22 protein-coding genes and 1 tRNA gene are annotated in these 21800 nt (G+C 64.7%); 12 read left to right on the top strand and 11 right to left on the bottom strand.

Annotation, left to right across the window (positions count from 1 at the left end):
* Window positions 1–6: 6 nt before the first annotated feature.
* Window positions 7–597 carry a cysteine hydrolase family protein gene (locus tag ACVWZ5_RS09655; RefSeq protein ID WP_062573239.1) on the bottom strand — a complete coding sequence of 197 codons (591 nt, stop codon included), beginning with the start codon at window positions 595–597 and terminating at the stop codon, window positions 7–9.
* A 179-nt stretch (window positions 598–776) separates the two neighbouring features.
* Here ACVWZ5_RS09655 and prmB point away from each other — a divergent pair, with 179 nt between their 5' ends.
* Window positions 777–1685, top strand: a complete 909-nt coding sequence (gene prmB, locus ACVWZ5_RS09660) for a 50S ribosomal protein L3 N(5)-glutamine methyltransferase (protein WP_028691769.1) — start codon at window positions 777–779, stop codon at window positions 1683–1685.
* A 166-nt stretch (window positions 1686–1851) separates the two neighbouring features.
* Here the strand turns inward: prmB and ACVWZ5_RS09665 are convergent, their stop codons facing one another.
* Window positions 1852–2634, bottom strand: a complete 783-nt coding sequence (locus tag ACVWZ5_RS09665) for a hypothetical protein (RefSeq protein ID WP_062573240.1) — start codon at window positions 2632–2634, stop codon at window positions 1852–1854.
* Between the two features lie 151 nt (window positions 2635–2785).
* Window positions 2786–3745, bottom strand: a complete 960-nt coding sequence (locus ACVWZ5_RS09670) for an alpha/beta hydrolase (protein ID WP_062573241.1) — start codon at window positions 3743–3745, stop codon at window positions 2786–2788.
* Window positions 3746–3896: 151 nt separating this feature from the next.
* Here ACVWZ5_RS09670 and aroC point away from each other — a divergent pair, with 151 nt between their 5' ends.
* The 3 genes from aroC to ACVWZ5_RS09685 all read left to right on the top strand — a co-directional run bounded on the left by aroC (window position 3897) and on the right by ACVWZ5_RS09685 (window position 6779).
* Window positions 3897–4988, top strand: a complete 1092-nt coding sequence (gene aroC, locus ACVWZ5_RS09675) for a chorismate synthase (protein ID WP_062573242.1) — start codon at window positions 3897–3899, stop codon at window positions 4986–4988.
* A 100-nt stretch (window positions 4989–5088) separates the two neighbouring features.
* Window positions 5089–6243, top strand: a complete 1155-nt coding sequence (locus ACVWZ5_RS09680) for an MFS transporter (RefSeq protein WP_457340580.1) — start codon at window positions 5089–5091, stop codon at window positions 6241–6243.
* The gene (locus ACVWZ5_RS09685; protein ID WP_258800841.1) at window positions 6243–6779 is read left to right on the top strand and encodes an oxidase; all 537 of its coding nucleotides are present in this window, start codon (window positions 6243–6245) and stop codon (window positions 6777–6779) included. The genes ACVWZ5_RS09680 and ACVWZ5_RS09685 overlap by 1 nt, the downstream gene beginning before the upstream one ends.
* A gap of 80 nt (window positions 6780–6859) precedes the next feature.
* Here the strand turns inward: ACVWZ5_RS09685 and ACVWZ5_RS09690 are convergent, their stop codons facing one another.
* Entirely contained in the window at window positions 6860–7132 is a 273-nt protein-coding gene (locus ACVWZ5_RS09690) for a DUF3509 domain-containing protein (protein ID WP_028691763.1), read from the bottom strand.
* A 285-nt stretch (window positions 7133–7417) separates the two neighbouring features.
* Here ACVWZ5_RS09690 and ACVWZ5_RS09695 point away from each other — a divergent pair, with 285 nt between their 5' ends.
* Together ACVWZ5_RS09695 and ACVWZ5_RS09700 are read left to right on the top strand one after the other, a co-directional pair.
* A complete protein-coding gene (locus ACVWZ5_RS09695) occupies window positions 7418–7939 on the top strand; it encodes an ankyrin repeat domain-containing protein (RefSeq protein ID WP_050704643.1) in 522 nt (173 codons plus the stop codon).
* A 60-nt stretch (window positions 7940–7999) separates the two neighbouring features.
* Entirely contained in the window at window positions 8000–8530 is a 531-nt protein-coding gene (locus ACVWZ5_RS09700; protein WP_062573245.1) for a hypothetical protein, read from the top strand.
* A 50-nt stretch (window positions 8531–8580) separates the two neighbouring features.
* Here ACVWZ5_RS09700 and ACVWZ5_RS09705 read toward each other — a convergent pair whose 3' ends face one another.
* Window positions 8581–9519 carry a ZIP family metal transporter gene (locus ACVWZ5_RS09705; protein ID WP_457340581.1) on the bottom strand — a complete coding sequence of 313 codons (939 nt, stop codon included), beginning with the start codon at window positions 9517–9519 and terminating at the stop codon, window positions 8581–8583.
* Window positions 9520–9645: 126 nt separating this feature from the next.
* Between ACVWZ5_RS09705 and ACVWZ5_RS09710 the strand changes: the two genes are divergently transcribed.
* The 4 genes from ACVWZ5_RS09710 (at window position 9646) to ACVWZ5_RS09725 (ending at window position 12998) form a co-directional block, all read left to right on the top strand.
* Window positions 9646–9837 carry a PLDc N-terminal domain-containing protein gene (locus tag ACVWZ5_RS09710; RefSeq protein ID WP_023629733.1) on the top strand — a complete coding sequence of 64 codons (192 nt, stop codon included), beginning with the start codon at window positions 9646–9648 and terminating at the stop codon, window positions 9835–9837.
* Window positions 9838–10023: 186 nt separating this feature from the next.
* The gene (locus ACVWZ5_RS09715; RefSeq protein WP_260270282.1) at window positions 10024–12099 is read left to right on the top strand and encodes an LTA synthase family protein; all 2076 of its coding nucleotides are present in this window, start codon (window positions 10024–10026) and stop codon (window positions 12097–12099) included.
* Between the two features lie 144 nt (window positions 12100–12243).
* Window positions 12244–12480, top strand: a complete 237-nt coding sequence (locus ACVWZ5_RS09720; RefSeq protein ID WP_028691758.1) for a hypothetical protein — start codon at window positions 12244–12246, stop codon at window positions 12478–12480.
* A 185-nt stretch (window positions 12481–12665) separates the two neighbouring features.
* Window positions 12666–12998, top strand: coding sequence for a ribonuclease E inhibitor RraB (locus ACVWZ5_RS09725; RefSeq protein ID WP_028691757.1), 333 nt, complete (start codon window positions 12666–12668; stop codon window positions 12996–12998).
* A gap of 14 nt (window positions 12999–13012) precedes the next feature.
* Here the strand turns inward: ACVWZ5_RS09725 and ACVWZ5_RS09730 are convergent, their stop codons facing one another.
* The gene (locus tag ACVWZ5_RS09730; RefSeq protein WP_062573248.1) at window positions 13013–13816 is read right to left on the bottom strand and encodes a c-type cytochrome; all 804 of its coding nucleotides are present in this window, start codon (window positions 13814–13816) and stop codon (window positions 13013–13015) included.
* A 528-nt stretch (window positions 13817–14344) separates the two neighbouring features.
* Between ACVWZ5_RS09730 and ACVWZ5_RS09735 the strand changes: the two genes are divergently transcribed.
* A complete protein-coding gene (locus ACVWZ5_RS09735; RefSeq protein WP_062361585.1) occupies window positions 14345–15070 on the top strand; it encodes an amidotransferase in 726 nt (241 codons plus the stop codon).
* 42 nt (window positions 15071–15112) lie between these two features.
* On the opposite strand, the gene ACVWZ5_RS09740 is transcribed toward ACVWZ5_RS09735, so the two are convergent.
* The 3 genes from ACVWZ5_RS09740 to ACVWZ5_RS09750 all read right to left on the bottom strand — a co-directional run bounded on the left by ACVWZ5_RS09740 (window position 15113) and on the right by ACVWZ5_RS09750 (window position 17758).
* Window positions 15113–16084, bottom strand: coding sequence for a magnesium and cobalt transport protein CorA (locus tag ACVWZ5_RS09740; RefSeq protein ID WP_062573249.1), 972 nt, complete (start codon window positions 16082–16084; stop codon window positions 15113–15115).
* Window positions 16085–16159: 75 nt separating this feature from the next.
* Window positions 16160–16879, bottom strand: a complete 720-nt coding sequence (locus tag ACVWZ5_RS09745; RefSeq protein ID WP_028691753.1) for a lysophospholipid acyltransferase family protein — start codon at window positions 16877–16879, stop codon at window positions 16160–16162.
* Between the two features lie 189 nt (window positions 16880–17068).
* Entirely contained in the window at window positions 17069–17758 is a 690-nt protein-coding gene (locus tag ACVWZ5_RS09750) for a crotonase/enoyl-CoA hydratase family protein (protein ID WP_062573250.1), read from the bottom strand.
* 290 nt (window positions 17759–18048) lie between these two features.
* Here ACVWZ5_RS09750 and ACVWZ5_RS09755 point away from each other — a divergent pair.
* Window positions 18049–18138: transfer RNA gene (locus ACVWZ5_RS09755), tRNA-Ser, on the top strand.
* Between the two features lie 111 nt (window positions 18139–18249).
* Here the strand turns inward: ACVWZ5_RS09755 and ACVWZ5_RS09760 are convergent.
* Window positions 18250–19275 carry a hypothetical protein gene (locus ACVWZ5_RS09760; RefSeq protein ID WP_062573251.1) on the bottom strand — a complete coding sequence of 342 codons (1026 nt, stop codon included), beginning with the start codon at window positions 19273–19275 and terminating at the stop codon, window positions 18250–18252.
* A gap of 197 nt (window positions 19276–19472) precedes the next feature.
* Entirely contained in the window at window positions 19473–21605 is a 2133-nt protein-coding gene (locus ACVWZ5_RS09765; RefSeq protein ID WP_457340582.1) for a TonB-dependent siderophore receptor, read from the bottom strand.
* Window positions 21606–21800: the final 195 nt, after the last annotated feature.

A 21800-nucleotide genomic window follows, 5' to 3' on the forward strand; every position in this document is an offset into this window, starting at 1 on the left:
CGTGGTTCAGACCAGGCTGGCGGTGGGCGCGACGCAGGCGAAGTTATCGGCCATCACGGCCATTTCGCACTGGTGGATCTGCGCGGCGGGGATCACGGTGTCCCCCAGGGCCAGGTCGCGGGTCGCCGAGGCGTCTTCCACCAGGGTGCAGCGATAACCATAGTCCTTGGCGCGGCGCACGGTGGTGCTGACGCTGGAATGGCTCATGAAACCGCAGACGATCAGGTCGAGGTGGCCGAGCTCCTGCAGCGTTTCGTGCAGCTTGGTGTTCTTGAAGGCGTTGGGCATGCGCTTTTCGATGACGATCTCACCGGCGCGCGGCTCCAGGCCCGGGATGAACTCGCCCGCCGGGCCCTGGGGGTCGAAGCGACCGCCGACGGTGCCGAGGTGGCGCACGTGGATGATCGGGCGGCCGGCCTTGCGGGCGGCATCGAGCAACCTGGCAATGTTCGCCACGGCCTCGTCCATGCCCGACAGCGCCAGCGGACCGCTCAGGTATTCCTTCTGCGCGTCGATGACGATCAGGCTGGCTTGGCCCAGCCTGGCCGGCGGGTAGTCGCGGCCAGTGAGGCGGAACATCGTGGTTGGAACGGACATCAAGGGCTCCTTGGGTAGGGCTTTTGTGCTCCTATTCTCCCTTGCCTTGACGCCAATGTGAATGGTTGACAGCGCAGGCAGCGTGGTTGCTGGCTTGTGGCTATCGGTTAGGCGATCGGAGGAAACAAATGTGTGGTGTGGGCTGTTAGACTTTTGTCCTGTCTGAAAAGGAGTACCCCGTGATCACATCCCGCCTGCGCACCCTGCGCGACCATATCCGCTGGGCGGTCAGCCGCTTCCATGAACATGAGCTGTTCTTCGGCCACGGTGCCGACAACGCCTGGGACGAAGCCCGCCTGCTGGTGCTCGGCGCGGTGCACCTGCCCTGGGAGGTGGCCGACAGCTATCTGGACTGCGCGCTGGAGGATGACGAAACGGTACGCCTGCAGCACCTGCTCAAGCGCCGTATCGAAGAGCGCGTGCCCACCGCCTACTTGCTGGGCGAGGCCTGGTTCTGCGGCATGTCGTTCATCGTCGACGAGCGGGTGCTGGTACCGCGCTCGCCCATCGGCGAACTGATCGAGAAACGCTTCGAGCCGTGGCTGGCTGCGGAGCCGGCGCGCATCCTCGACCTGTGCACCGGCTCGGGCTGTATCGGCATCGTCGCCGCCGAGGTGTTCCAGGACGCCGAGGTGGTGCTGGCCGACCTGTCCTTCGATGCGCTGGAAGTGGCTAACCAGAACATTGAGCGCCATGGCCTCGATGAGCGGGTGTACACCGTGCAGGGCGATGGTTTCGCCGGCCTGCCGGGGCAGCGCTTCGATCTGATCCTGTCCAATCCGCCGTATGTCGATGCCGAGGATTTCGGCGACATGCCGGCCGAGTACCATCATGAGCCCGAGCTGGGCCTGGCCTGTGGCAACGACGGCCTGGACCTGGTGCGGCGCATGCTGGCGGAGGCGGCCGACCACTTGACCGACAAGGGCCTGATGATCGTCGAGGTGGGCAACAGTCAGGTGCACGTCGAGTCGCTCTATCCCGAGGTGGACTTCGCCTGGCTGGAGTTCGAGCGCGGTGGGCACGGGGTGTTCATGCTGACGGCCGAACAGTGCCGGCAGCATCAGGAGCTGTTCAAGGCGCGGGTCTGAAGGATTCACACCGCCCCCTGTAGGAGCGGCCTTGTGTCGCGAAAGGCTGCGAAGCAGCCCCGGCGATTGATGTGTCAACGCTTCAACCCTGGGGCCGCTTTGCGGCCCTTTCCGACCGGTCCGACGCCTCGGCAAGGCCGCTCCTACGCGGATCGCGTGGGGCGGGTCAGCGAGTGGCGATCCAGATCAGCAACCCGGCCTGGAATACCGCGAACGCCACCAGGCAGGTGATGGTGAAGCGCAGGCCGCTGTCCTCGCGGCGGTACTTGGCCACGCGCTCGTCACGTTCGCGTAACTGGGCTTCCTTCTCCATCAGATTCTGCTCGGCTTGCTGCAGCATGCCGGCAGCCTCGAGATTGTCCACGCGCTGGACCTTCTCGGTGTTCCAGCCGCCCTTGAGCTGGCCCACTGGCGTTTCCACCAAGCGCCCCTTGAGCAGTTGGCCGTCGGTGTACTCCACCGCCAGGCCGACACTGCTCAGCACGCGGTCGCGGCGCAGGCGGGTGTCTTCGTTCAGAGCGTCCTTGTTCGGCAAGCTCATGCCCTCGACCTGATAGTGCGAGCAACGCTGCTGCAGCCACTGCACCGCCTGCGCCAGCAGGTAGCGGCCAAGGCCACGGTTCAGCGGCTCCAGCTGCAGGCCGGCCGGGTCGCCGATGCGCACTGTACGCGTTTCATGGTCGACGCGGATGTCCAGCTGGTTCTGCTCCTTGCGCACCTTCTGCCCCGGCAGGCGGATTTCCATGCGCAGCAGGCTGTGGGCCTTGTCGTGGCGTTCGGCGTAGCCGAACTGGACAAATCGCAGGGGGCGGGCGCCGCTGTTGCGGTCGGTCGGCAGCGGCGCCAGGCGCAGCAACTGGAAATGCTCGGCGGCAAGGTCCGCCCAGGGCAGCGGGGCGCTTTCCGGGGCTTGTTCTTCGGTCGCCTCGGCGGCGGGGGCATCGGTCATCAGGGAATCCTCAGGTGCACGGCGGCCGGGTGCCAGTACCTGCAAGGACATCGCAGATGTGGGCTTGCCCGCGATTCGGGCGCGCATGCCCCCGGATCACTGCCTTCTTAGCCGCGTTATCGGCAGGCCAAGCCAATACCTGAGGGTGCTTTCAGGCCTGCGGCAGCCCGTGGATGAACAGGACGATGCGCTCTCCCAGCTCTCGGGCCAGCGGTAATTCAGGATTGCGGTAGCTGTCCCGCTGCTGGCCCATCTCCCGGGGACTGATGCGCAGCATGTGGTTCATGCCGTCGATCAGCGCCAGTTGGGCGTCGGGCTTTGCGGCCTTGAGACGCTCGGCGTCGGCCACCTCCACCTGGATGTCGTTGCGGCCCTGGACGATCAGCGCGGGCACCTTGAGCCGGGCGAACGCCGCCGCCGGGTCCTGGTGCAGCAGGGTGATCAGGTACGGCTGCACGCTGGGGCGGAACACCTGACGCAGCGGGGCGGGCACGTCGAGGCTGGTCTGCCCGGCCTGCAGGCGGTCGATCAGTGCCACGCCACCGGCCAATTGCGCCGGGGGCAGGCGCAGGGCCAGTTGTTCGCGCAACACGTCGGCCACCGGCCGGCCGCTGCCGGCCAAGGTGATCACCGCGCTGGCGCCGGCCTGTTCGGCGGCCAGGCTGGCGATCAACGCGCCTTCGCTGTGGCCGACCAGGATCAGCGGGCCGAAGCGCGGGTCCTGGCGCAACGCACGCCCCCAGGCCACCACATCGGCGACATAGCGCTCGACGCTGAGGTCGCGCTCATCGGGGGTGGCCGGCTGGCTGGCGGCCACGCCACGCTTGTCGAAGCGCACGCTGGCGATGTGCTCGCCGGCCAGCAACAAGGCCAGGCGCTTGAGGTTGTCGATGCGCCCGGAGGCGGGGTTGTTGCCATCGCGGTCGGTGGGGCCGGAGCCGGCGATGATCAGCACCACCGGCGGCGGGGTGGCTTGTTGCGGCAGCAGCAGGCTGCCATGCAGCACGCCCTGGCCGGTGTCCAGGTCGATGGGGCGTTGCAGCACGGTGGGGGCTGCCTGGGCGAGGCTGGCGCAGAACAGCAGGAGCAGGGCGGCGAGGCGCGACTTCATGGACGGGGACTACATGGGAAGTTGATGTTTCGACCTTTGGCCAAGCTGAAGGTTCGCGGGGCTCGTCGCCGGGTAAGCACGGCCCCCAAATCCCCGCTGTTTTCCGTATACTGCCGGTTTCGACCACTTCAGGCAGATTCGCGGAGCGTCCATGTCCGGCAATACCTACGGCAAGCTGTTCACTGTCACCACCGCTGGCGAGAGCCATGGTCCGGCGTTGGTCGCCATTGTCGACGGCTGCCCGCCAGGCCTGGAAATCTCCCTCGCCGACCTGCAGCACGACCTCGACCGGCGCAAGCCCGGCACCAGCCGGCATACCACCCAGCGCCAGGAACCGGACGAAGTGGAGATCCTCTCCGGCGTATTCGAAGGCCGCACCACCGGTTGCTCGATCGGGCTTCTGATTCGCAACACCGACCAGAAGTCCAAGGACTATTCGGCGATCAAGGACCTCTTCCGCCCGGCCCACGCCGACTACACCTACCACCACAAGTACGGTATCCGCGACTACCGCGGCGGTGGCCGCAGTTCGGCGCGCGAAACCGCGATGCGTGTGGCGGCTGGCGCCATCGCCAAGAAGTACCTGGCCACCCAGGGCATCCGCGTGCGCGGCTACATGAGCCAGCTCGGCCCGATCGAGATCCCGTTCAAGACCTGGGACTCGGTCGAGCAGAACGCCTTCTTCAGCCCCGACCCGGACAAGGTGCCGGAGCTCGAGGCCTACATGGACCAACTGCGCCGCGACCAGGACTCGGTGGGAGCGAAGATCACCGTGGTCGCCGAAGGCGTGATGCCGGGCCTGGGCGAGCCGATCTTCGACCGCCTCGACGCGGAGCTTGCCCATGCGCTGATGAGCATCAATGCGGTCAAGGGCGTGGAAATCGGCGCCGGCTTCGCCAGCGTCGCCCAGCGTGGCACCGAGCACCGTGACGAACTGACCCCGGAGGGCTTCCTCAGTAACAATGCCGGCGGCATCCTCGGCGGTATCTCTTCGGGCCAGCCGATCGTCGCCCACCTGGCGCTCAAGCCGACCTCGAGCATCACCACCCCGGGCCGCTCGATCGACGTCGACGGCAACCCGGTCGAGGTGATTACCAAGGGCCGTCACGACCCATGCGTGGGCATCCGCGCCACGCCGATCGCCGAGGCGATGATGGCCATCGCCTTGATGGACCACCTGCTGCGCCACCGGGCGCAGAATGCCGAAGTGAGGGTCAACACCCCGGTGCTGGGCCAGCTCTGACAGTCCCGGCCCTATCGCGGGGTAAGCCCGCTCCCACGAACTCCAGCGTGGGAGCGGGCTTGCCCCGCGATAGGGCCGCAAGCTTCTGAACGGACTTCCCATGCCTCCGATCCCCTACTGGCGCCTCTCCAGCTTCTACCTCTTCTACTTCGCCCTGCTCGGCTCCACCGCGCCGTTCCTGGCCTTGTATTTCGACCACCTGGGTTTCTCCCCGGCACGCATCGGCGAGCTGGTGGCCATCCCCATGTTGATGCGCTGCATCGCTCCCAACCTGTGGGGCTGGCTGGGCGACCGCAGCGGCCAGCGCCTGCTGATCGTGCGCCTGGGCGCGCTGTCGACACTGGCGACCTTTTCGCTGATCTTCTTCGCCAAGAGCTATGCCTGGCTGGCGATGGTCATGGCCCTGCACGCGTTCTTCTGGCATGCGGTGCTGCCGCAGTTCGAGGTGATCACCCTGGCCCACTTGCATGGCCAGACGGCGCGCTACAGCCAGGTGCGGTTATGGGGCTCGATCGGCTTCATCCTCGCGGTGGTCGGGCTTGGGCGCCTGTTCGAATGGCTGAGTCTGGACATCTACCCGGTGGCGCTGGTAGCGATCATGGCCGGGATTGTCGCCGCCAGCCTCTGGGTGCCCAACGCGCAACCCGTGGAGCAGACCGAGCGTCGCGGGGCAGGGGGCTTTCTCGCGCAGGTGCGGGCACCCGGCGTGCTGGCCTTCTATGTGTGCGTGGCCCTCATGCAGCTCAGCCACGGGCCGTACTACACCTTCCTCACCCTGCACCTGGAGCACCTGGGCTACAGCCGTGGTGCCATCGGTCTGCTGTGGGCGCTCGGAGTGGTGGCCGAGGTACTGGTGTTCATGGCCATGAGCCGGATCTTCGCCCGTTTTTCCGTGCGCAAGGTGCTTCTGGCCAGCTTTGTGCTGGCCGCCTTGCGCTGGCTGCTGCTGGGCAACCTGGCGGATATCCCGGCAGTGCTGGTGTTCGCCCAGGTGCTGCATGCGGCCACGTTCGGCTGCTTCCACGCCGCGGCCATCGCCTTCGTCCAGGCCAGTTTCGGCGCCCGCCAGCAGGGCCAGGGCCAGGCGCTGTACGCGGCGCTCTCGGGCACCGGCGGCGCGTTGGGCGCCCTGTACTCGGGCTACAGCTGGAAATTGCTGGGCCCGCACTTCACCTTTGGTATGGCCAGCGTCGCGGCGCTCGCGGCAGCCGTTATCATTGCCTCCCGACTCAAAGACAGCAGGAACCACCCCTGATGAGCATCCTTAGCGTATTCGACCCGTCCAGCCCGGAACTGCCGCACAAGGTGCTGACCCACCACGACGACATCGCCGTGACCCTGGCCGAGCAGGGCGTGCGCTTCGGTCGCTGGCAGTCTGGTGCGCGGCTGCGCCCGGGCAGCAGCCAGGATGAGGTGGTTGCCGCGTGCCGTGGGCCGCTCGATCAGTTGATGACTGCCCATGGCAGCCGGGTGTTCGGCGTGCTCAGCCGCGATGGCGTCGACCCGAGCCAGGCTGACCTGCGCGACGAGCATGTGCATGACGGCGAGGAAGTGTTCGCGCTGATCAGCGGGCGCGGCCAGGTCAGCCTGCGCCTGGGGGATGCGGTGTACGCCGTGCTGTGCGAGAAGGATGATGTGCTGGTGGTGCCGGCCGGCACGCGCCGCTGGCTGGACCTGGGCGCCACGCCGTTCTGCCTGGCCCTGCGTCTGTTCGCCAGTGACTCGGCGGTGCAGCCGCGGTTCACCGGCGATGCCACGGCCCGGCAATTTGCCGGACTCGACGAATTCTAAAGGAATTGGCTCGCGGGGCCGCCTGTGCTCACGCTGTCCTTGGGTGAGCGCAGGCGTGCCCCGCGAAGAGGGTTGCGCGATCAGCGGTAGGTCGGCAGGGCGAAGCGCTGCTGGCTCTGCAGCATCGAGATTACCGGCAGCTCGCTTGGCTGCCCGGCCAGGTCACGGCGGATGGCGCTGATCGCCCAGGACAGTTGCTCGGCGCTGTGCAGTTGCGCGTAGGTCAGCACGCGGCGGGTCACCACGCCGTCGCTGGCGCGCAGGGTCAGCAGTACACCCCCGTCCGGACGCGGTTGAGTGGTGACCTGGTAGGCGGCGAAGACCGAGGCGAATTTTTCCTGGATGAGGTCCATATCAACTCCTGACTGTTGTACTGGCAGACTTGAGTTGATGATTGCAGTGACCGTGCCAGCCTTTTATTTGGATAAAATCCTTTTAAATCAATGAGTTAAATTTGTTTGCTCAAGGTTGTGCATTGCAATCTGCACGCCCGTGCATTTTGCACAGTGCATTTTGCACGGTCATGGCCTGGCCATGGTCATAGCCTGGCTCTGTGCCGCCGATAGAATCTGAACCTTGGACCGCTCGCCGCTGCCTGATGGAGACTTGGCCCATTGCCAGATGCCAGGAGGTTCCCGATGTCCGATCACCAGCCCGCCACCATGACCGCCGAAGAAACCGCGGCCTTCGCCGACGAGGTCTTCGAGCGCGCCCGCCGCGGCGACGCGACGATGCTCGGCCGCTTGCTTGACGGTGGCCTGCCCGCCGACCTGCGCAACCACAAGGGCGACACCTTGTTGATGCTGGCCAGCTACCATGGCCACCACGACGCCGTGCGGGTGCTGCTGGCCCATGGCGCCGATCCGTTGATTGCCAATGACAACGGCCAGTTGCCGATTGCCGGCGCTGCCTTCAAGGGCGACCTGGCCATGATCCGCCTGCTGCTCGAGCACGGCGTGCCGGTGGATGCCGCCGCCGCGGACGGCCGCACCGCGCTGATGCTGGCGGCGATGTTCAACCGCCTGGAGATCATCGACTACCTGCTGGCCCAGGGGGCCGATCCGGCACGGCGTGACGCGGCCGGCGCCACCGCGCTGACGGCCGCGCGCACCATGGGCGCGGTGGATGCCGCCGCACGCCTGGAGGCGAAGGCCGGCTAACCCTTAGGGGGCGTTTGCGGCTATCCTTGGCGCCTTTCACGCCAATCCGCAGGGCCCCCCATGAAAGACCAGTTGCTCGAATTCATCAGCCTCATCGGCGCCGGCTGCATGCGCGACGAGGACATCGAGCGCATCGCCGCCGAGGCCGCCCAGGCCTACGCCGACCCCGCCGCCTTCCTCGCCGCCAACCCGGACATCAACTACGACGACACCTTCCCGTTCCCGCTGGGCGAATGGGTGGTGGTCGGCAGCCTGCCCGACACCGTGCTGTTCCAGGCCGACAGCTACCAGGACCTGTTCCAGCAGATCAGCGACTCGTTCGACAAGAGCGTGCCGTTCACCCTCAAGCCCAAGCAGCTGGCGCGCACCGAGGCGCTGACCGCGCTCAACCGCATCCAGGTGCAGATGGGCGCGTTGAACAAGGAAGCCGGGGGCTACGTGCTGCTGAACTTCAGCCAGTTGCTCGATGACGAGCTGCAGATGGTGATGGTGGGGCAGAACGACCTGGCCCGTGTGCTGGAGTTGGGCGAGGCAGTCGGCATCAAGGTGGAGCCGGCGCTGGAGGCGCTGAAGGTGGCGGTGCACGTCTAAGCAACGAATTTTGCACCTTCCCCTGTAGGAGCGGCCTGAGAATGTGTGCCTCAACCTAACGCGGTATCAAGAAACATCATCACCGCGAATCCGCCCATCAGCCCCAGCGTCGCCGCGGTCTGGTGCCCGTTGCGGTGGGTCTCCGGAATCACCTCGTGGGACACCACGAAGATCATCGCCCCCGCCGCCAGACCCATGCTGATCGGGTAGGCCAAGGCGAAGCCGGTGGAAATGCCCAGGCCGATCACCGCGCCCATCGGCTCCATCAGGCCCGAGCCGATCGCCACCATCATCGCCTTGAAGTTCGACAGCCCCGTGGCACGCAGGGCCAGGGCCACGGCCAGGCCTTCGGGGATGTCCTGGATGGCGATGGCGCTGGTCAGCGGCAGGCCGATGTTCATGTCGCCGTTGGCGAAGCTCACACCGATGGCCATGCCCTCGGGCAGGTTGTGCAGGGTGATGGCCAGCACGAACAGCCACACCCGGTTGACCCGCTCGGCCTGCGGGCCACAAGGGCCGGTGCTTTCATGCTCGTGCGGGGTGAAGCGGTCGAGGCCCAGCATCAGCAGCACCCCGAGGCCCATGCCCAGGACCACGGTGAAGGCCGCCGCCGGGCCGTTGCCAGTGATTTCGCGGGCGGCATCCAGGCCCGGCAGGATCAGCGAGAACGAACTGGCGGCGAGCATCATGCCGGCGGCAAAGCCCAGCATCACATCCTGGGTGCGGGCGTTGACGTCGCGCAGGACCACCGCCAGCACCGCGCCCAGGGCGGTCGCGCCGAAGCCCGACAACCCGCCAAGCAGGGCCAGGTGCAGGTTGTCGGCATGGTCGCCGTTGACCGCGTTCCACAGACTCGCCAGCAGCAGAGCGGCGACGGCCAGCAGGCTCAGGGCCAGGCCGGCGCTGAGCCAGGGCGTTTCCCGGGCCTGTTGCCGCCAGGCGCTGAGCATTGAGTCGGGAGCGGCACTTTGGGTGTGGGCGGGGGGCATGCGAACCTCGGAGCAGTGAATGACAGCAGTTTATCCACTGACCTGTGCGCCCGGCCAAGGATTCCCTTCTATCGAGGCCATAGCCAGCTATGCTCTTGAACACATTTACCGTGCGGGAGCGGCGCCATGGGGTCCACCTTCAACAGCCTGGTCGGCCTGATCATCCTGGCCCTGGATATCTGGGCCATTCTCAATGTGCTCAAGAGCGGCGCCGAGGTCGGCATCAAGGTGCTGTGGATCCTGCTGATCCTGCTGCTGCCGGTGCTGGGGCTGATCATCTGGGCGATTGCCGGGCCACGGGGCAATGTGCGGATCTGAAGCCGCTCATCCCAACTGTGTAACTTTGTAAGGGCCGGCTGCTCTCGACAAAATTTTCACACTCGATTTTTGAAAATCCGCGCCGCACAATGCGGCCTTGGTCCCACCTCGCGTTCGAGGGGTCGACCACCAGGCTGTCGGCGATCTCGCCTTCCCGCAAACCGCAATCCTAGGACCTCTCCATTCATGGCTAACACGGACGCCTTGAAGCAACAGGGCGTGCGAGGCTCGTTCTCGCCGACCCTGAAATCCCACCTGGCCTACACAGTGCTCAGTGGCCTGGTGATCATGCTGATGCTCAGCCTGGTGCGCCTGGCGCTGCTGGTCTACAACAGCGACATGATCGGCGACACGCCGTACTCCACCGTCGCCGAAGGCTTCTTCAATGGCCTGCGCTTCGACCTGCGGGTGGTGGTGTACATCAGCATCCCGTTGCTGTTGGCGCTGCTCAGCCCCTGGCTGATGGCGCGCCGTGGGCTGTTCCGCTTCTGGCTGACCATCGCCTCGAGCGTGGTGATGTTCCTCGGCCTGATGGAGATGGACTTCTACCGCGAGTTCCACCAGCGCCTGAATGGCCTGGTGTTCCAGTACATCAAGGAAGACCCCAAGACCGTCATGAGCATGCTCTGGTACGGCTTCCCGGTGGTCCGTTACCTGCTGGCCTGGCTGGTCGGCACCTGGCTGCTGAGCTTGCTGTTCAAGGGCATTGATCGCCTGACCCGTGGCGAGCAAAGCGTCCAGCCCGCCGGCAGCCGCAAGGTCGCGCCATGGTATGGCCGCCTGGCGGTGTTCATGGTCGTGCTGCTGGTGGCCGTGGTCGCCGCACGTGGCACCCTGCGCCAGGGCCCGCCAATGCGTTGGGGCGATGCCTTCACCACCGACTCGAACTTCGTCAACCAGCTGGGCCTGAACGGTACGCTGACCCTGATCGACGCCGCCAAGAGCCGCTTCGGCGAGGACCGCGCCAACATCTGGAAGCCGGTACTCGACCAGCCGCTGGCCACCCAGACCGTGCGCGAGCAACTGCTGACTGCCAACGACACCCTGGTCGATGCCGACGAAGCACCGATCCGTCGTGACTTCCTGCCGCCGCAGAAGAACACCCTGGCGGTCAAGAACGTCGTGGTCATCCTCATGGAAAGCTTCGCCGGCCACTCGGTGGGCGCCCTGGGCAGCCCGAACAACATCACCCCGTACTTCGACAAGCTGGCCAAGGAGGGGCTGCTGTTCGACCGCTTCTTCTCCAACGGCACCCATACCCACCAGGGCATGTTCGCCACCATGGCCTGCTTCCCCAACCTGCCGGGCTTCGAATACCTGATGCAGACCCCCGAAGGCGGCCACAAGCTGTCCGGCCTGCCGGCGTTGCTCAGTGCCCGTGACTATGACGATGTCTACGTCTACAACGGCGACTTCGCCTGGGACAACCAGTCCGGGTTCTTCGGCAACCAGGGCATGACCACCTTCATCGGCCGCAACGACTTCGTCAATCCGGTGTTCTCCGACCCGACCTGGGGCGTGTCCGACCAGGACATGTTCGACCGTGGTAACGAGGAACTGGCCAGACATGACGGCAAGAAGCCGATCTACGCGCTGCTGCAGACCCTCTCCAACCACACGCCTTACGCCTTGCCCAAGGACCTGCCGGTGGAGAAGGTCACCGGGCAAGGGCGCCTGGACGAGCACCTGACCGCCATGCGCTATTCCGACTGGGCGCTGGGCCAGTTCTTCGAGAAGGCCCGCAAGGAGCCGTATTTCAAGGACACCCTGTTCGTCATCGTCGGTGACCACGGCTTCGGCAACCACCAGCAGGTCACCGAGCTGGACCTGGGCCGCTTCAACGTGCCGTTGCTGCTGATCGCCCCGGGTATCCAGGAGAAGTTTGGCGCGGTCAACCACACCGTGGGCACCCAGGTCGACATCGTGCCGACCATCATGGGCCGCCTGGGTGGCCAGGCCCGTCACCAGTGCTGGGGCCGCGACCTGCTCAACCTGCCTGAGGGCGACCAGGGCGTGGGCATGATCAAGCCGTCGGGCAGCGAGCAGATCGTTGGCCTGGTACAGGGCGACCGCATCCTCATCGAGTCCAAGGACATGACCCCGCGGATGTACCGTTATCAGTTGGGTCGCGAGTTCAAGGCCGAACTCATCGAAAGCCCGGACCAGCCGGAAATGCTGAAGAAACTCGAGGCCTATATCCAGACCGCGACCAAGAGCCTGCTGGACAACACCGCCGGTGTCGTCCACGGCACGCCGAAGTAAGGTCGCCGCCTGCCTCATGAAGCCCGCCCTGAACCGGCGGGCTTTTTTCATGCGGTTTCATGTACGTGGCTGAACATTCATTCCAGCGCGATGGTCAAGTGAGTACGCCGTTCCATTCACCGTTGCGCCAGCGAGGGTCGATCGATGAAAGCATGGGAAGTCAGCTTTGCCGACCAGAAGGGCGAGCCGCAGACGCTGCTGCTCAATGCCGAGCAATGCCCCAGCGAGGAGGATGCCGCCCGCGCGATCCGCTCGCGGCTGTTTCCGCTCATGGACGAACTGGACCTCAACGACTTCCAGGACCGCAGCTTTTCCCCCACGGCACGTTGGCTCAAGGAACAGAGCGGCGTGACCATCACCACCATTCGCGAAGCGCCCTGAACCGGGTGTCTCTGGCGTAGCGCCCACGCAGGCGCTACGCTCAAGTCAGGCGCCGGCCTTCTCTGCGGGCCGCCGCCGTTTTCATCGCGTCTTGCAATCCGCTCGTATTGTCAGGCATTCCTTGTGTGCCAGGCAGGTGCGTTGTGCACGGAAAGTCTATCCATTGCTTTGCAGGAGGACGTTTCATGAGCAGCCAGAACGACGACATCAGCAGCAGTGTCCTGCGCCAGATGAAAGCTGGCGGTTTCGATTTCACCCGCATCCACCCCATCGAGTTCTATGCCGTGTTCCCCAGCGAGGCCGGTGCCCGCAGGGCGGCGGGGCAATTTCGTGGCGAATCGCTCAACGCCCAGGTGAGCGAGCGCGACGACGGAGCCTGGCACCTGGAACTGAGCAAGGTGATGTACGCCACCCATGGTGGCATCGGCGCCTTCGAGCAGGCCTTCGAACGGGTTGTGTCACCCTATGGCGGCGAAGTCGAGGGCTGGGGCGTCAAGCAGGAAAGGCCGATCGCCTAGGCCCTGCGAGGCCATTAGTGCGTTTTGCGCCCCGCCATATGCTTCAGGTACGCCAGCACGGCATCAAGCGCCGGCTCATCCAGCACCTGGCTGGAAAACCCGGGCATCTTCGCCTGTGGCCAGCGCCGCAGGCTCTGCGGGTCGCGGATGTACTGGCGCAGGAAGGCCGGCTGGAAATACTCGGTGGGGTTGTGCGGCAGGTTCAGGTCCGGCCCCAGGTGCGCGTCGCCGGCGCCATTGAGGCGATGACAGGCCAGGCAGTTCTGCTGGAACAGGGCAAAACCCTGGCGCACGGGGTCGTTCTCGGCCACGGCCGGGTCGGGCAGCAGGGCGGGGAAGCGTGTCTCGACCGGCGGCAGGCGGCGGATGCTGGCGATCTGATACGGCCATTGTTCCGGGCGAATACCACTGGCCTGCGGTTGGGTCCATACCAGGTAGAACGGCCCTGCGCCTGGCTTGCCTTGGCTCAGCGCGGGCCAAGGGTGGCTGGGGTCTTCGATGGCCAGCCAAGCCTGCGCGGGGCCCGCCTGCAACAGCGGCCCGGCGGGCATCTCGGCGGCAAAGCCATCGAGGGCCACGGCCTGCAGGTGATCGCTCGGGGTCACGCCCGGCAGCAGCACCGCCAGAGGTACGGCGCGGTAATGCAAGGTGCGCTTGTAGGCCACGTCCTGTTCGATGGTGATATCGCGCGCCTGCGGATGGGCAAGCAGCTGTTCACTGCTCCAGTGCCTGCTATCCCCACCCAGTTCGAGCGTCAGCTGTGCCGCCGGTGATGTCGGGGCGAGCAGCAGGCAGAGCAGGGCAAGACACAGGCGCATGGGCGATCTCCAACCATCAAGGTCGGCAGAGTACCTGCGCGCAATCGGAAAATGCCACTGCCGCGTTCAGCCGAAGAGCCGGGTGAGGTTCGGCAGGATCAGCAGCAGCGTCGTGGCGAAGAGTATGAGGCCGGCTTGGCGTACCTTGGATTGTCTGAACATGGCGGACCGCCTTCTTGTTGTTATTCCTGAATAACCCTTGGCTTCCTTGTCTAGCGTCGGGTCGATCGCAGCGGCGTGATGGCACACCGTTCCTGCTTGCCGCGTACATCTGGATATACAACCAACAGTAGGGCCCGCGTCATCCCTGATTCAGAACCCTTTGTTCTAAGATTTATCATGTCGATTCCTCATGGCTTTAAGGCCACTGGCCACCCCGCTGGCACGCTCAGGCTAGACGAGTGCGCGGCAGGGGTTACGAAGGGTTACATGGCCTACCGTTCGTCCGGACATCCTACTTGCTTGTACGGCCCTTTCGCGTCAGTCTCTACAGCAAATCCCACCCACATGTCGTTCAGGACTACCCCTATGTCGTTACGCATCTGCATCCTTGAAACCGATGTCCTGCGACCGGAGTTGATCGCGCAGTACCAGGGCTACGGCAGGATGTTCGAGCAGCTGTTTTCGCGTCAGCCGATCGCGGCCGAATTCGATGTGTACAACGTGATGAATGGCGACTACCCCCCGGACGGCGAACGCTTCGATGCCTACCTGGTGACCGGCAGCAAGGCCGACTCGTTCGGCGACGATCCCTGGATCCAGACGCTCAAGGCCTACCTGCTCAAGCTCTACGAACGTGGCGAGAAACTGCTGGGCGTGTGTTTCGGCCACCAGTTGCTGGCGCTGACCCTCGGCGGCAAGGCCGAGCGCGCCGACAAGGGTTGGGGTGTGGGCGTTCACCGCTACAGCCTGGCGGCCCATGCGCCGTGGATGGACCCGCAGGTGTCCGAGCTGACCCTGCTGATCAGCCACCAGGACCAGGTCACCGAGCTGCCCGAAGGGGCCACGGTCATCGCCTCGAGCGACTTCTGCCCGAACGCCGCCTACCACATCCGTGACCAGGTGCTGTGCTTCCAGGGACACCCGGAGTTCGTCCACGACTACTCCCGGGCATTGCTTGACGCGCGGCAGGCGTCGCTGGGCAATGAAGTCTATGAGAAGGCGGTGGCCAGCCTGGCCACCGAACACCAGGGGGACCTGGTGGGCGAGTGGATGTTGCGTTTCGTCCAGCAGCCCGGCCGCCGTGCGATCTGAGATCCGCATCGACCTCAATCGCGGGTTCCCCCGCGATTGGCGTTACAGCCAGCCCGAACGCTTGAAGCTGTAGTACAACCCCGAACAGCCCAGGGCGATAACCCCCAGCACGCCGAAGTAACCATAGTGCCAGGCCAGCTCCGGCATGTTCTGGAAGTTCATCCCGTAGATCCCGGCAACCGCCGTGGGAAACGCCAGGATCGCCGCCCAGGCGGCGAACTTGCGCTGGGTGATGCTTTGCCGTGACGACTCCAGCAGCATGCCGATCTCGATGGTCTGGCTGGCGATGTCGCGGATCCCGGCCAGGTCCTCCATCTGCCGCGTGACATGGATCTGCACGTCGCGAAAGTACGGGCGCATGTTCTTGTCGATGAACGGAAAGCTCAGGCGCTGCAGTTCTTCGCTGATCTCCACCATCGGCGCCACGTAGCGGCGCAGGCGCAGGATGTCGCGGCGCAGGCTGTGCAGGCGCTGGATGTCTTCTTCCTTGAGCGAGTTGCCGAGTACGCTCTGTTCCAGCTCCTCGATCTCGCCGTGGATGGCCTCGCTCACCGGTTGGTAGTTCTCGGTGACGAAATCCAGCAGTGCGTAGAGCACGAAGTCCTCGCCGTGTTCGAGCAGCAGCGGGCGCGCTTCGCAGCGCTGGCGCACCAGGGCATAGGACTTCGAGTGCCCGTTGCGGCAGGTGATGATGTAGCCGTTGCCGGCGAAGATATGGGTCTCGATGAACTCGAGCTTTCCTTCGTGGCGTACCGGCGAGTAGGTAACGATGAACAGCGCGTCGCCGAAGGTCTCGAGTTTTGGCCGGCTATGTTTCTCCAGGGCGTCTTCTATGGCCAGCTCATGCAGGCCGAACTGGCGCTGCAGGTTGGCCAGTTCCTCGGCGTTGGGCTCTTCCAGGCCGATCCAGACGAAGTGTCCGGGCTTGCACGCCCATTCGGCGCCCTCGTCAAGGCTGATGTTGGTGACCTTCCTGCCGGCGCTGTACACCGCCGATGCGACGACTCGACCCATGGTTGTCCGCTTATCCGATTGAACACGCTACACAGCTTGGGCTGTGTAGCGGTGCGGGGCAAGTCCGCACGCAGGTCAGGGCGTGGTGACTTCGCTTTCCATATGGTCGATGCAGTGTTGCATCTGGCTGCGGCATTGCTCGATCAGCGCGGGCAGGTCCTGCTGGGTCAGGCCCGCGGTGGCGATCGGGGCCAGCGAGCGGATGATCACGGTGCGCTGGCGCCAGCTGTTCAGGCCCAGGCGCTGGGTGTAGCGGCTGACGCACACCGGCACGATCGGCACACCGGCCTCGATGGCCATGTGGAAAGCGCCCTTCTTGAACGCCAGCAATTGCTCGCCGGGGTTGCGCGTGCCTTCCGGGAAGATCCAGATCGAGGTGTCGTCGCGCAGGGTCCGGGTGGTGGTCTGCATGGCCTTGCGTGCCTGGTAGGCGTTCTTGCGGTCGACCAGCACATTGCCGCCCAACCAGAACAGCTGGCCGAACAGCGGAATCCAGCCCAGGCTCTTCTTGCCGATGGCCACGGTGCGGCGCGGCACGACCTGGCCGAGGATGAACAGGTCATAGTTGGACTGGTGGTTGGCGATGATCACGCAGCCGGGGGGCTGGTCCCACAACGGACCGACCTCGGCCTTGACCTTGATGCGCATGAGCCAGGCAGCCGGCACGCTGTACAGGCGGGCGAACAGGCGGCTGTTGTCGGGATTGAACGGGCGCAGCAGGCCGATCACCAGACCGACGACACCTACGAGCAGGAAGTGCAGCGCCAACAGGAGCATGCGAAGCATAAAAAGCATGGTACGACTCACACCGGACAGTCGCGGCGCAGTGTACGGGTGTGCACTGTCAGGGGCAAACGTTGCTATGGCGTATGGGGCTTTGACCTCGTGGGAGCGGGCTTTCCCCGCGATGCGATCGCCAGGCGGATACCATCGCGGGGCAAGCCCGCTCCCACAAAGGGTATTTAGAAAAGCCTGTGGACGGGCTCAGCCCAGGTGGTTCTGGTCCGCCAGGATCGCCTCGTCCAGCGCTTCCAGCAGTGCCTTGCGCACTTTCAGCTTGGTGTTCTTGTGCGCCAGCATGTTCAGCTTCTTCAGTTCGCGGGCCGCGGCCAGGGCGGTTTCCTGCAACTGCTCGGCGGGCACCACCTTGTCGAGGAAGCCGGCTTCGCGGGCGCCCTGTGGGTCGAAGATCTCGGCGTTGTTCACTGAACGCTGGAACGCCGCGCGGCCCAGACGGTCGCGGGCCAGTTCGATACCGGCATGGTGCATGGTCATGCCGATCTGCACTTCGTTCAGGCAGATCTTGTAGGGGCCTTCGACCCCGATGCGGTAGTCACCCGACAGCAGCAGGAAAGCGCCCTTGGCCACGGCATTGCCGGGGCAGGCGACGATCACCGGGAACGGGTGCGACAGCAGGCGGCGGGCCAGGGTGGAGCCGGCGGTGACCAGGCCGACGGCCTCCTTGGGGCCGGCGGTCATCACCTTGAGGTCGTAGCCGCCGGAGAGAATGCCCGGCTGGCCGGTGATGATCACCACCGCGCGCTCCTCGACGGCGCGGTCGAGTGCGGCGTTGAAGGCGTTGATGACGTCCGGGGAGATGGCGTTGACCTTGCCGTTGTTCAGGGTCAGGGTGGCGATGCCGTCTTCGGCATGGTAGGTAATCAGCTCGCTCATGGCAGAGTCCTTTGGATGGCGTGGCGATGACGTTACCCAGCGACACCGGTCAGGTAAAGCGCCAAGACTGACTGGTCAGTCAGCGCTGCGTCCTTGCGCCCTGTAGCCTCGGGGCGGCGGCGCAAGGTGCGGGAAAAGCGCTGGGCACAATGGCAGCATTGCCCTGATTGACCCGGTTTTTTGGTCGGTTGGCTTAAGCGCATGAAAATTCTGAAAAAAATGCTTGCCAAAGGATAAGTCTTCTACTAAATTAGCGCGCCTCGACAGGCTGAATAGCTTGAAGAGAAAACGGTGAAGTGTCCGAGTGGTCGAAGGAGCACGCCTGGAAAGTGTGTATACGAGAAATCGTATCAAGGGTTCAAATCCCTTCTTCACCGCCACATTCTACGAAAAGCCCCCGAATCGAAAGGTTCGGGGGCTTTTTGTTTATCACGGCATGGTGTGTGGCTGCGCAGGCCTGGGCAGGCTTGCGCAGCAGTCAGTGGTCGGATTTAGCCGTGGGGCCGGCGCTCGGCAAATGCCCGAAATTCCCGGTCGCTTGCCCAGAGCTTGTCGATCTCGGCCTTTCGCCTTGTCGAAGGCGTGGCGTTCAGTGCTTCAAGCGCTTTGCCCCAAAACACGTAGCGGGTCGCATTCAGGTAGGCGCAATCGTTCGGGTTGCGGCCTAGCAGGTAATAGCGGCCAGCCTTGCGCAGTTCTCGGCTCAGGCCAATCAGTCTGAGTCTGTTGCCCAGCCTGTGCTTGAGGCTCGGGGGCGGTAGGTGGCTGGGCACTCCCCGCGAAACCTCGACCAGTGCGCGGCTGAACTGCTCATCGAAACGCTGGAAGAACAGCCCCACCATGGCGTGGTAATAGGACTTCTGTGAATAGTAGTGATGCACGCAGTCGCGGGCCTCGACCACCTGCTTGTCGCCCAGCATGAAGGAAACGGCGATCTGCTCCATGGTGTGCAGTTGCGTATGCAAGTGTGCCCATTGATCGATCAGGGCGATCGCTTCGTCCAGCAGTCCGGTGTGCCGGCGAGTCATTCCGCAGATACCGCTGTTGTAGAGACGCAGCGAAGGGCTGGGGGAACGTTTGCTCGCCGCCAGTTCCGCGACCAGCCCGGTGTAGTCGTCGCGCTGCGACGCGTGCTGCCAGCAGAACTCGTACTGGTCCATGAGGAAGTGCTCATCGCTGACGCGCTCGAAGAGCAGTGCCGGATCTTTCACGAAGATGGTGTCGGTATCGACGAATATGGTCTTTTCGGCGAGCTCCATGCCCCGGCGAATCGCCATGGCCTTGCGTCGGTGAACGTAACCGGCCGGTCCCATCCAGTCCGCCAATGTCGCCTCGTCCAGAAATTGCGTATGAACCGGCCAGCCTGCAAAGGCCTCGGGATGGTCGGTGAACACGCTAATGCTGAAACTCTCGCGATCGGCTTGGTGGCGCAGGGCGGAGAGGATGCTGAACTTTGCTTCGTGCAGGTAAGCGGTTTTCTTTCCGTACAGAAGGTACAACAGATGATTCGACTGCATAAAAACTGAATTCCAATATCCCTATCCGGCTCTGCGCCTACCGGGTGGCATAATGCCATATGCGTGTTGAAGCCTCCAAACGGCTTTCAACTGGTGTGGTGACGATTGTGTCGCAGGGGGTAGCGGCACGGTGAGAGGCCTGCGCGCCGTTCGACCGCGAACGGGGGATTATGTTTGCCGCTCGCCCGCCGCAGCGCTCAAAAATTGACACTGGCCGACAGCCGGGCGCTTCGCGGTGCTCCCTGGAACAGGTAGTTGTCGCCCAGGTAGTCGCCCACATCACGCCAATAGCGCTTGTCGAAGACGTTGTCCACGGTCAGGCGCAGTACCGTGTCGTAGCCGCCGATAGTTGTACGGTAGCGGCTGCCGATGTCGAACACGGTATAGCCACCGACCTCGATATCACCCGTGTGGCTGGCATACTTGCTGGCGCTGTAGCGGGCGCCGCCGAGCAGGGCCAGGCCGGGGACGGGCAGGGCGTAGTCGGCCTGCAGTGCCGCGCGCAGGCGCGGGACGTTGATCGCCTGGTGGCCTTCGTAGGCGTCGGTGTCGCTGTTCTGCACGCGGGCGCGGATTGCCGCCGCACTGGCCTGGATCTGCAGGTTGGAGGTCACCCAGCCACTGGCGCCGAGTTCGAGGCCGGTGTTCTTCTGCTGGCCCGACTGCACGTAGGTCGGTGCAGGGGTGTCGTCGGGGCGGGCATATTGGTAGGCCTGGCGGATCTGGAACAGCGCCGCGCTGAAGCTCATGCCCTGCCAGTCGCGCTTGATGCCGATTTCGAGCTGGCGCGACAGGGTGGGGGCGAGGATCTCGGCGGCGTTGCTGGCGAACCAGGGCGCAGTGCCGCCTGCGGAAAGGCCCTTCGAATAGCTGGCATAGAGCGTGGTATCGGGCTGCGGCTTGTAGATCAGTGCCGCATTGGGCAGCAACTGGTACTGTTGGGTATGCCGTCCGGCGACACCGTTCTCATTCCAGGTCTTCTCGTCCAGCCGGACCTCCCGGGCACCGATCACGGTCTGCCAGTGTTCGTCGAAGGTGATGCGGTCGCTGAAGAACAGGCCGTATTGGCGGCTGTCGAGGCGACGTTCGCTGGCGCCGATCGGTTTGCCGGAGGGCGCGTAGGCTGGCGCATTCGAGTTGATATTGCCGCTGCCGATCCATTCGTTGTAATACGGCCGCTGATCCAGCGTACGGCGTTGCGCGCTGGTGCCCAGGGTCAGCTCATGGCTTACACCCAAGGCGTCGAAACGCCCGTCGAGCGTGGCCTGCGCTTCGTCGGTCCGTCGCGTGTCGTCGGGACTGCGGAAATCGTAGATGTCGTAGTCGCCGTTGCTGCCGAAGAAGGCGCCCTCACTCGAGCCCCAGGCAAACGCACTGTAGTCGTCGATCACCACCTTGCTGCGCGAAGCGCTCAGGGTGCCGTTCCAGTTGTCGTTGAACTGGTACTTGAAGCGCCCGCCCAGGTTCAGCGAGTCGTTCTGCACCGGCTTGGCCCAGGACTGCCAGGCCAGGTGATCCTTGGGGGCGATGTCGTGGGGCAGTTGGCTGCCGCCGAGCAGTTGATACCCCGGAACCGAATATTGCTCGCGGTGCTGGTATTCGGCGTCCAGTTCCAGCACGGCATTCGGGTTGATCTGCCAGTCGAGCGCCAGGGAGGCGAAATCCCGCTTGCCGTCGGCGTGGTCGACATAGGAACGGATGTCCTCGTGGGCCAGGTTGACCCGCAGGCCGAACTGGCGCTCGGCGCCGAACCAGCCGCCCAGGTCGGTGGCCAGGTAGCGTTCGCCTTGTTCATTGCTCGAGACCGTTACCGTGCGCACGTCCTCGGCCCGCTTGGTCACATAGTTGACCAGTCCTCCGGGCTCCGACACGCCGCTCTGCAACCCCGACAGCCCCTTGAGCAACTCCACCTGCTGCTTGTTCTCCAGTGCCACGTTCTGCTCGCCGGCGATCGTCTGGCCGTTGATCCGATAACTGCTGGCAGCGTTGAGCTCGAAGCCGCGCACGTTGAAGTTCTCGTAGTAGCCGATGGGCGCGTAGCTTTCGCCCACCGAGGCATCGCTTTGCAGCACCTCGCTCAGCTTGCGCACCTGGCGGTCGTCCAGCAGCTGGCGGCTGAACACGCTGACCGAGGCCGGGGTGTCGAGCAGCGGCGCGCTGTGCAGGCCGCCGACCTGGGCTTCGCGTGCCTGGTAGCTGGTGTCGTCCTGAACCTCGAAGATACGCACCGGGCCGAGGGTCACGCTGTCCTCGGCCAGACCCTGGCTACTGTGCAGGGCAAGGCCCAGGCCGAGCAGGCCAAGGGGCAGGCGGGGGCGAAGCGGGGTCATGCAAGGCTCCTTGAAAGAGGACGCGCCGTTATCGCTCGGCAGCTGTCGGGCAGGCAAAAGGGCGCCATGGTAGCAGGCTGCCAAGGTGGGATTCGATGTTTCAGGGGAAACGTTCGTATGGCTGATGCATGCCCTGCGCGACAGCGTAGCCCGAAGGGCTGGGCGATCTCCTACAGATGCATCTGCCCCTCTGGG

It is taken from the genome of Pseudomonas sp. TE6283 (assembly GCF_054060555.1).

Coding starts and splice junctions, on each gene's coding strand:
- ACVWZ5_RS09655 (WP_062573239.1), bottom strand. CDS start 597: ATGTCCGTTCCAACCACGATGTTCCGCCTCACTGGCCGCGACTACCCG.
- ACVWZ5_RS09665 (WP_062573240.1), bottom strand. CDS start 2,634: ATGACCGATGCCCCCGCCGCCGAGGCGACCGAAGAACAAGCCCCGGAA.
- ACVWZ5_RS09670 (WP_062573241.1), bottom strand. CDS start 3,745: ATGAAGTCGCGCCTCGCCGCCCTGCTCCTGCTGTTCTGCGCCAGCCTC.
- aroC (WP_062573242.1), top strand. CDS start 3,897: ATGTCCGGCAATACCTACGGCAAGCTGTTCACTGTCACCACCGCTGGC.
- ACVWZ5_RS09680 (WP_457340580.1), top strand. CDS start 5,089: ATGCCTCCGATCCCCTACTGGCGCCTCTCCAGCTTCTACCTCTTCTAC.
- ACVWZ5_RS09685 (WP_258800841.1), top strand. CDS start 6,243: ATGAGCATCCTTAGCGTATTCGACCCGTCCAGCCCGGAACTGCCGCAC.
- ACVWZ5_RS09690 (WP_028691763.1), bottom strand. CDS start 7,132: ATGGACCTCATCCAGGAAAAATTCGCCTCGGTCTTCGCCGCCTACCAG.
- ACVWZ5_RS09695 (WP_050704643.1), top strand. CDS start 7,418: ATGTCCGATCACCAGCCCGCCACCATGACCGCCGAAGAAACCGCGGCC.
- ACVWZ5_RS09700 (WP_062573245.1), top strand. CDS start 8,000: ATGAAAGACCAGTTGCTCGAATTCATCAGCCTCATCGGCGCCGGCTGC.
- ACVWZ5_RS09705 (WP_457340581.1), bottom strand. CDS start 9,519: ATGCCCCCCGCCCACACCCAAAGTGCCGCTCCCGACTCAATGCTCAGC.
- ACVWZ5_RS09710 (WP_023629733.1), top strand. CDS start 9,646: ATGGGGTCCACCTTCAACAGCCTGGTCGGCCTGATCATCCTGGCCCTG.
- ACVWZ5_RS09715 (WP_260270282.1), top strand. CDS start 10,024: ATGGCTAACACGGACGCCTTGAAGCAACAGGGCGTGCGAGGCTCGTTC.
- ACVWZ5_RS09720 (WP_028691758.1), top strand. CDS start 12,244: ATGAAAGCATGGGAAGTCAGCTTTGCCGACCAGAAGGGCGAGCCGCAG.
- ACVWZ5_RS09725 (WP_028691757.1), top strand. CDS start 12,666: ATGAGCAGCCAGAACGACGACATCAGCAGCAGTGTCCTGCGCCAGATG.
- ACVWZ5_RS09730 (WP_062573248.1), bottom strand. CDS start 13,816: ATGCGCCTGTGTCTTGCCCTGCTCTGCCTGCTGCTCGCCCCGACATCA.
- ACVWZ5_RS09735 (WP_062361585.1), top strand. CDS start 14,345: ATGTCGTTACGCATCTGCATCCTTGAAACCGATGTCCTGCGACCGGAG.
- ACVWZ5_RS09740 (WP_062573249.1), bottom strand. CDS start 16,084: ATGGGTCGAGTCGTCGCATCGGCGGTGTACAGCGCCGGCAGGAAGGTC.
- ACVWZ5_RS09745 (WP_028691753.1), bottom strand. CDS start 16,879: ATGCTTTTTATGCTTCGCATGCTCCTGTTGGCGCTGCACTTCCTGCTC.
- ACVWZ5_RS09750 (WP_062573250.1), bottom strand. CDS start 17,758: ATGAGCGAGCTGATTACCTACCATGCCGAAGACGGCATCGCCACCCTG.
- ACVWZ5_RS09760 (WP_062573251.1), bottom strand. CDS start 19,275: ATGCAGTCGAATCATCTGTTGTACCTTCTGTACGGAAAGAAAACCGCT.
- ACVWZ5_RS09765 (WP_457340582.1), bottom strand. CDS start 21,605: ATGACCCCGCTTCGCCCCCGCCTGCCCCTTGGCCTGCTCGGCCTGGGC.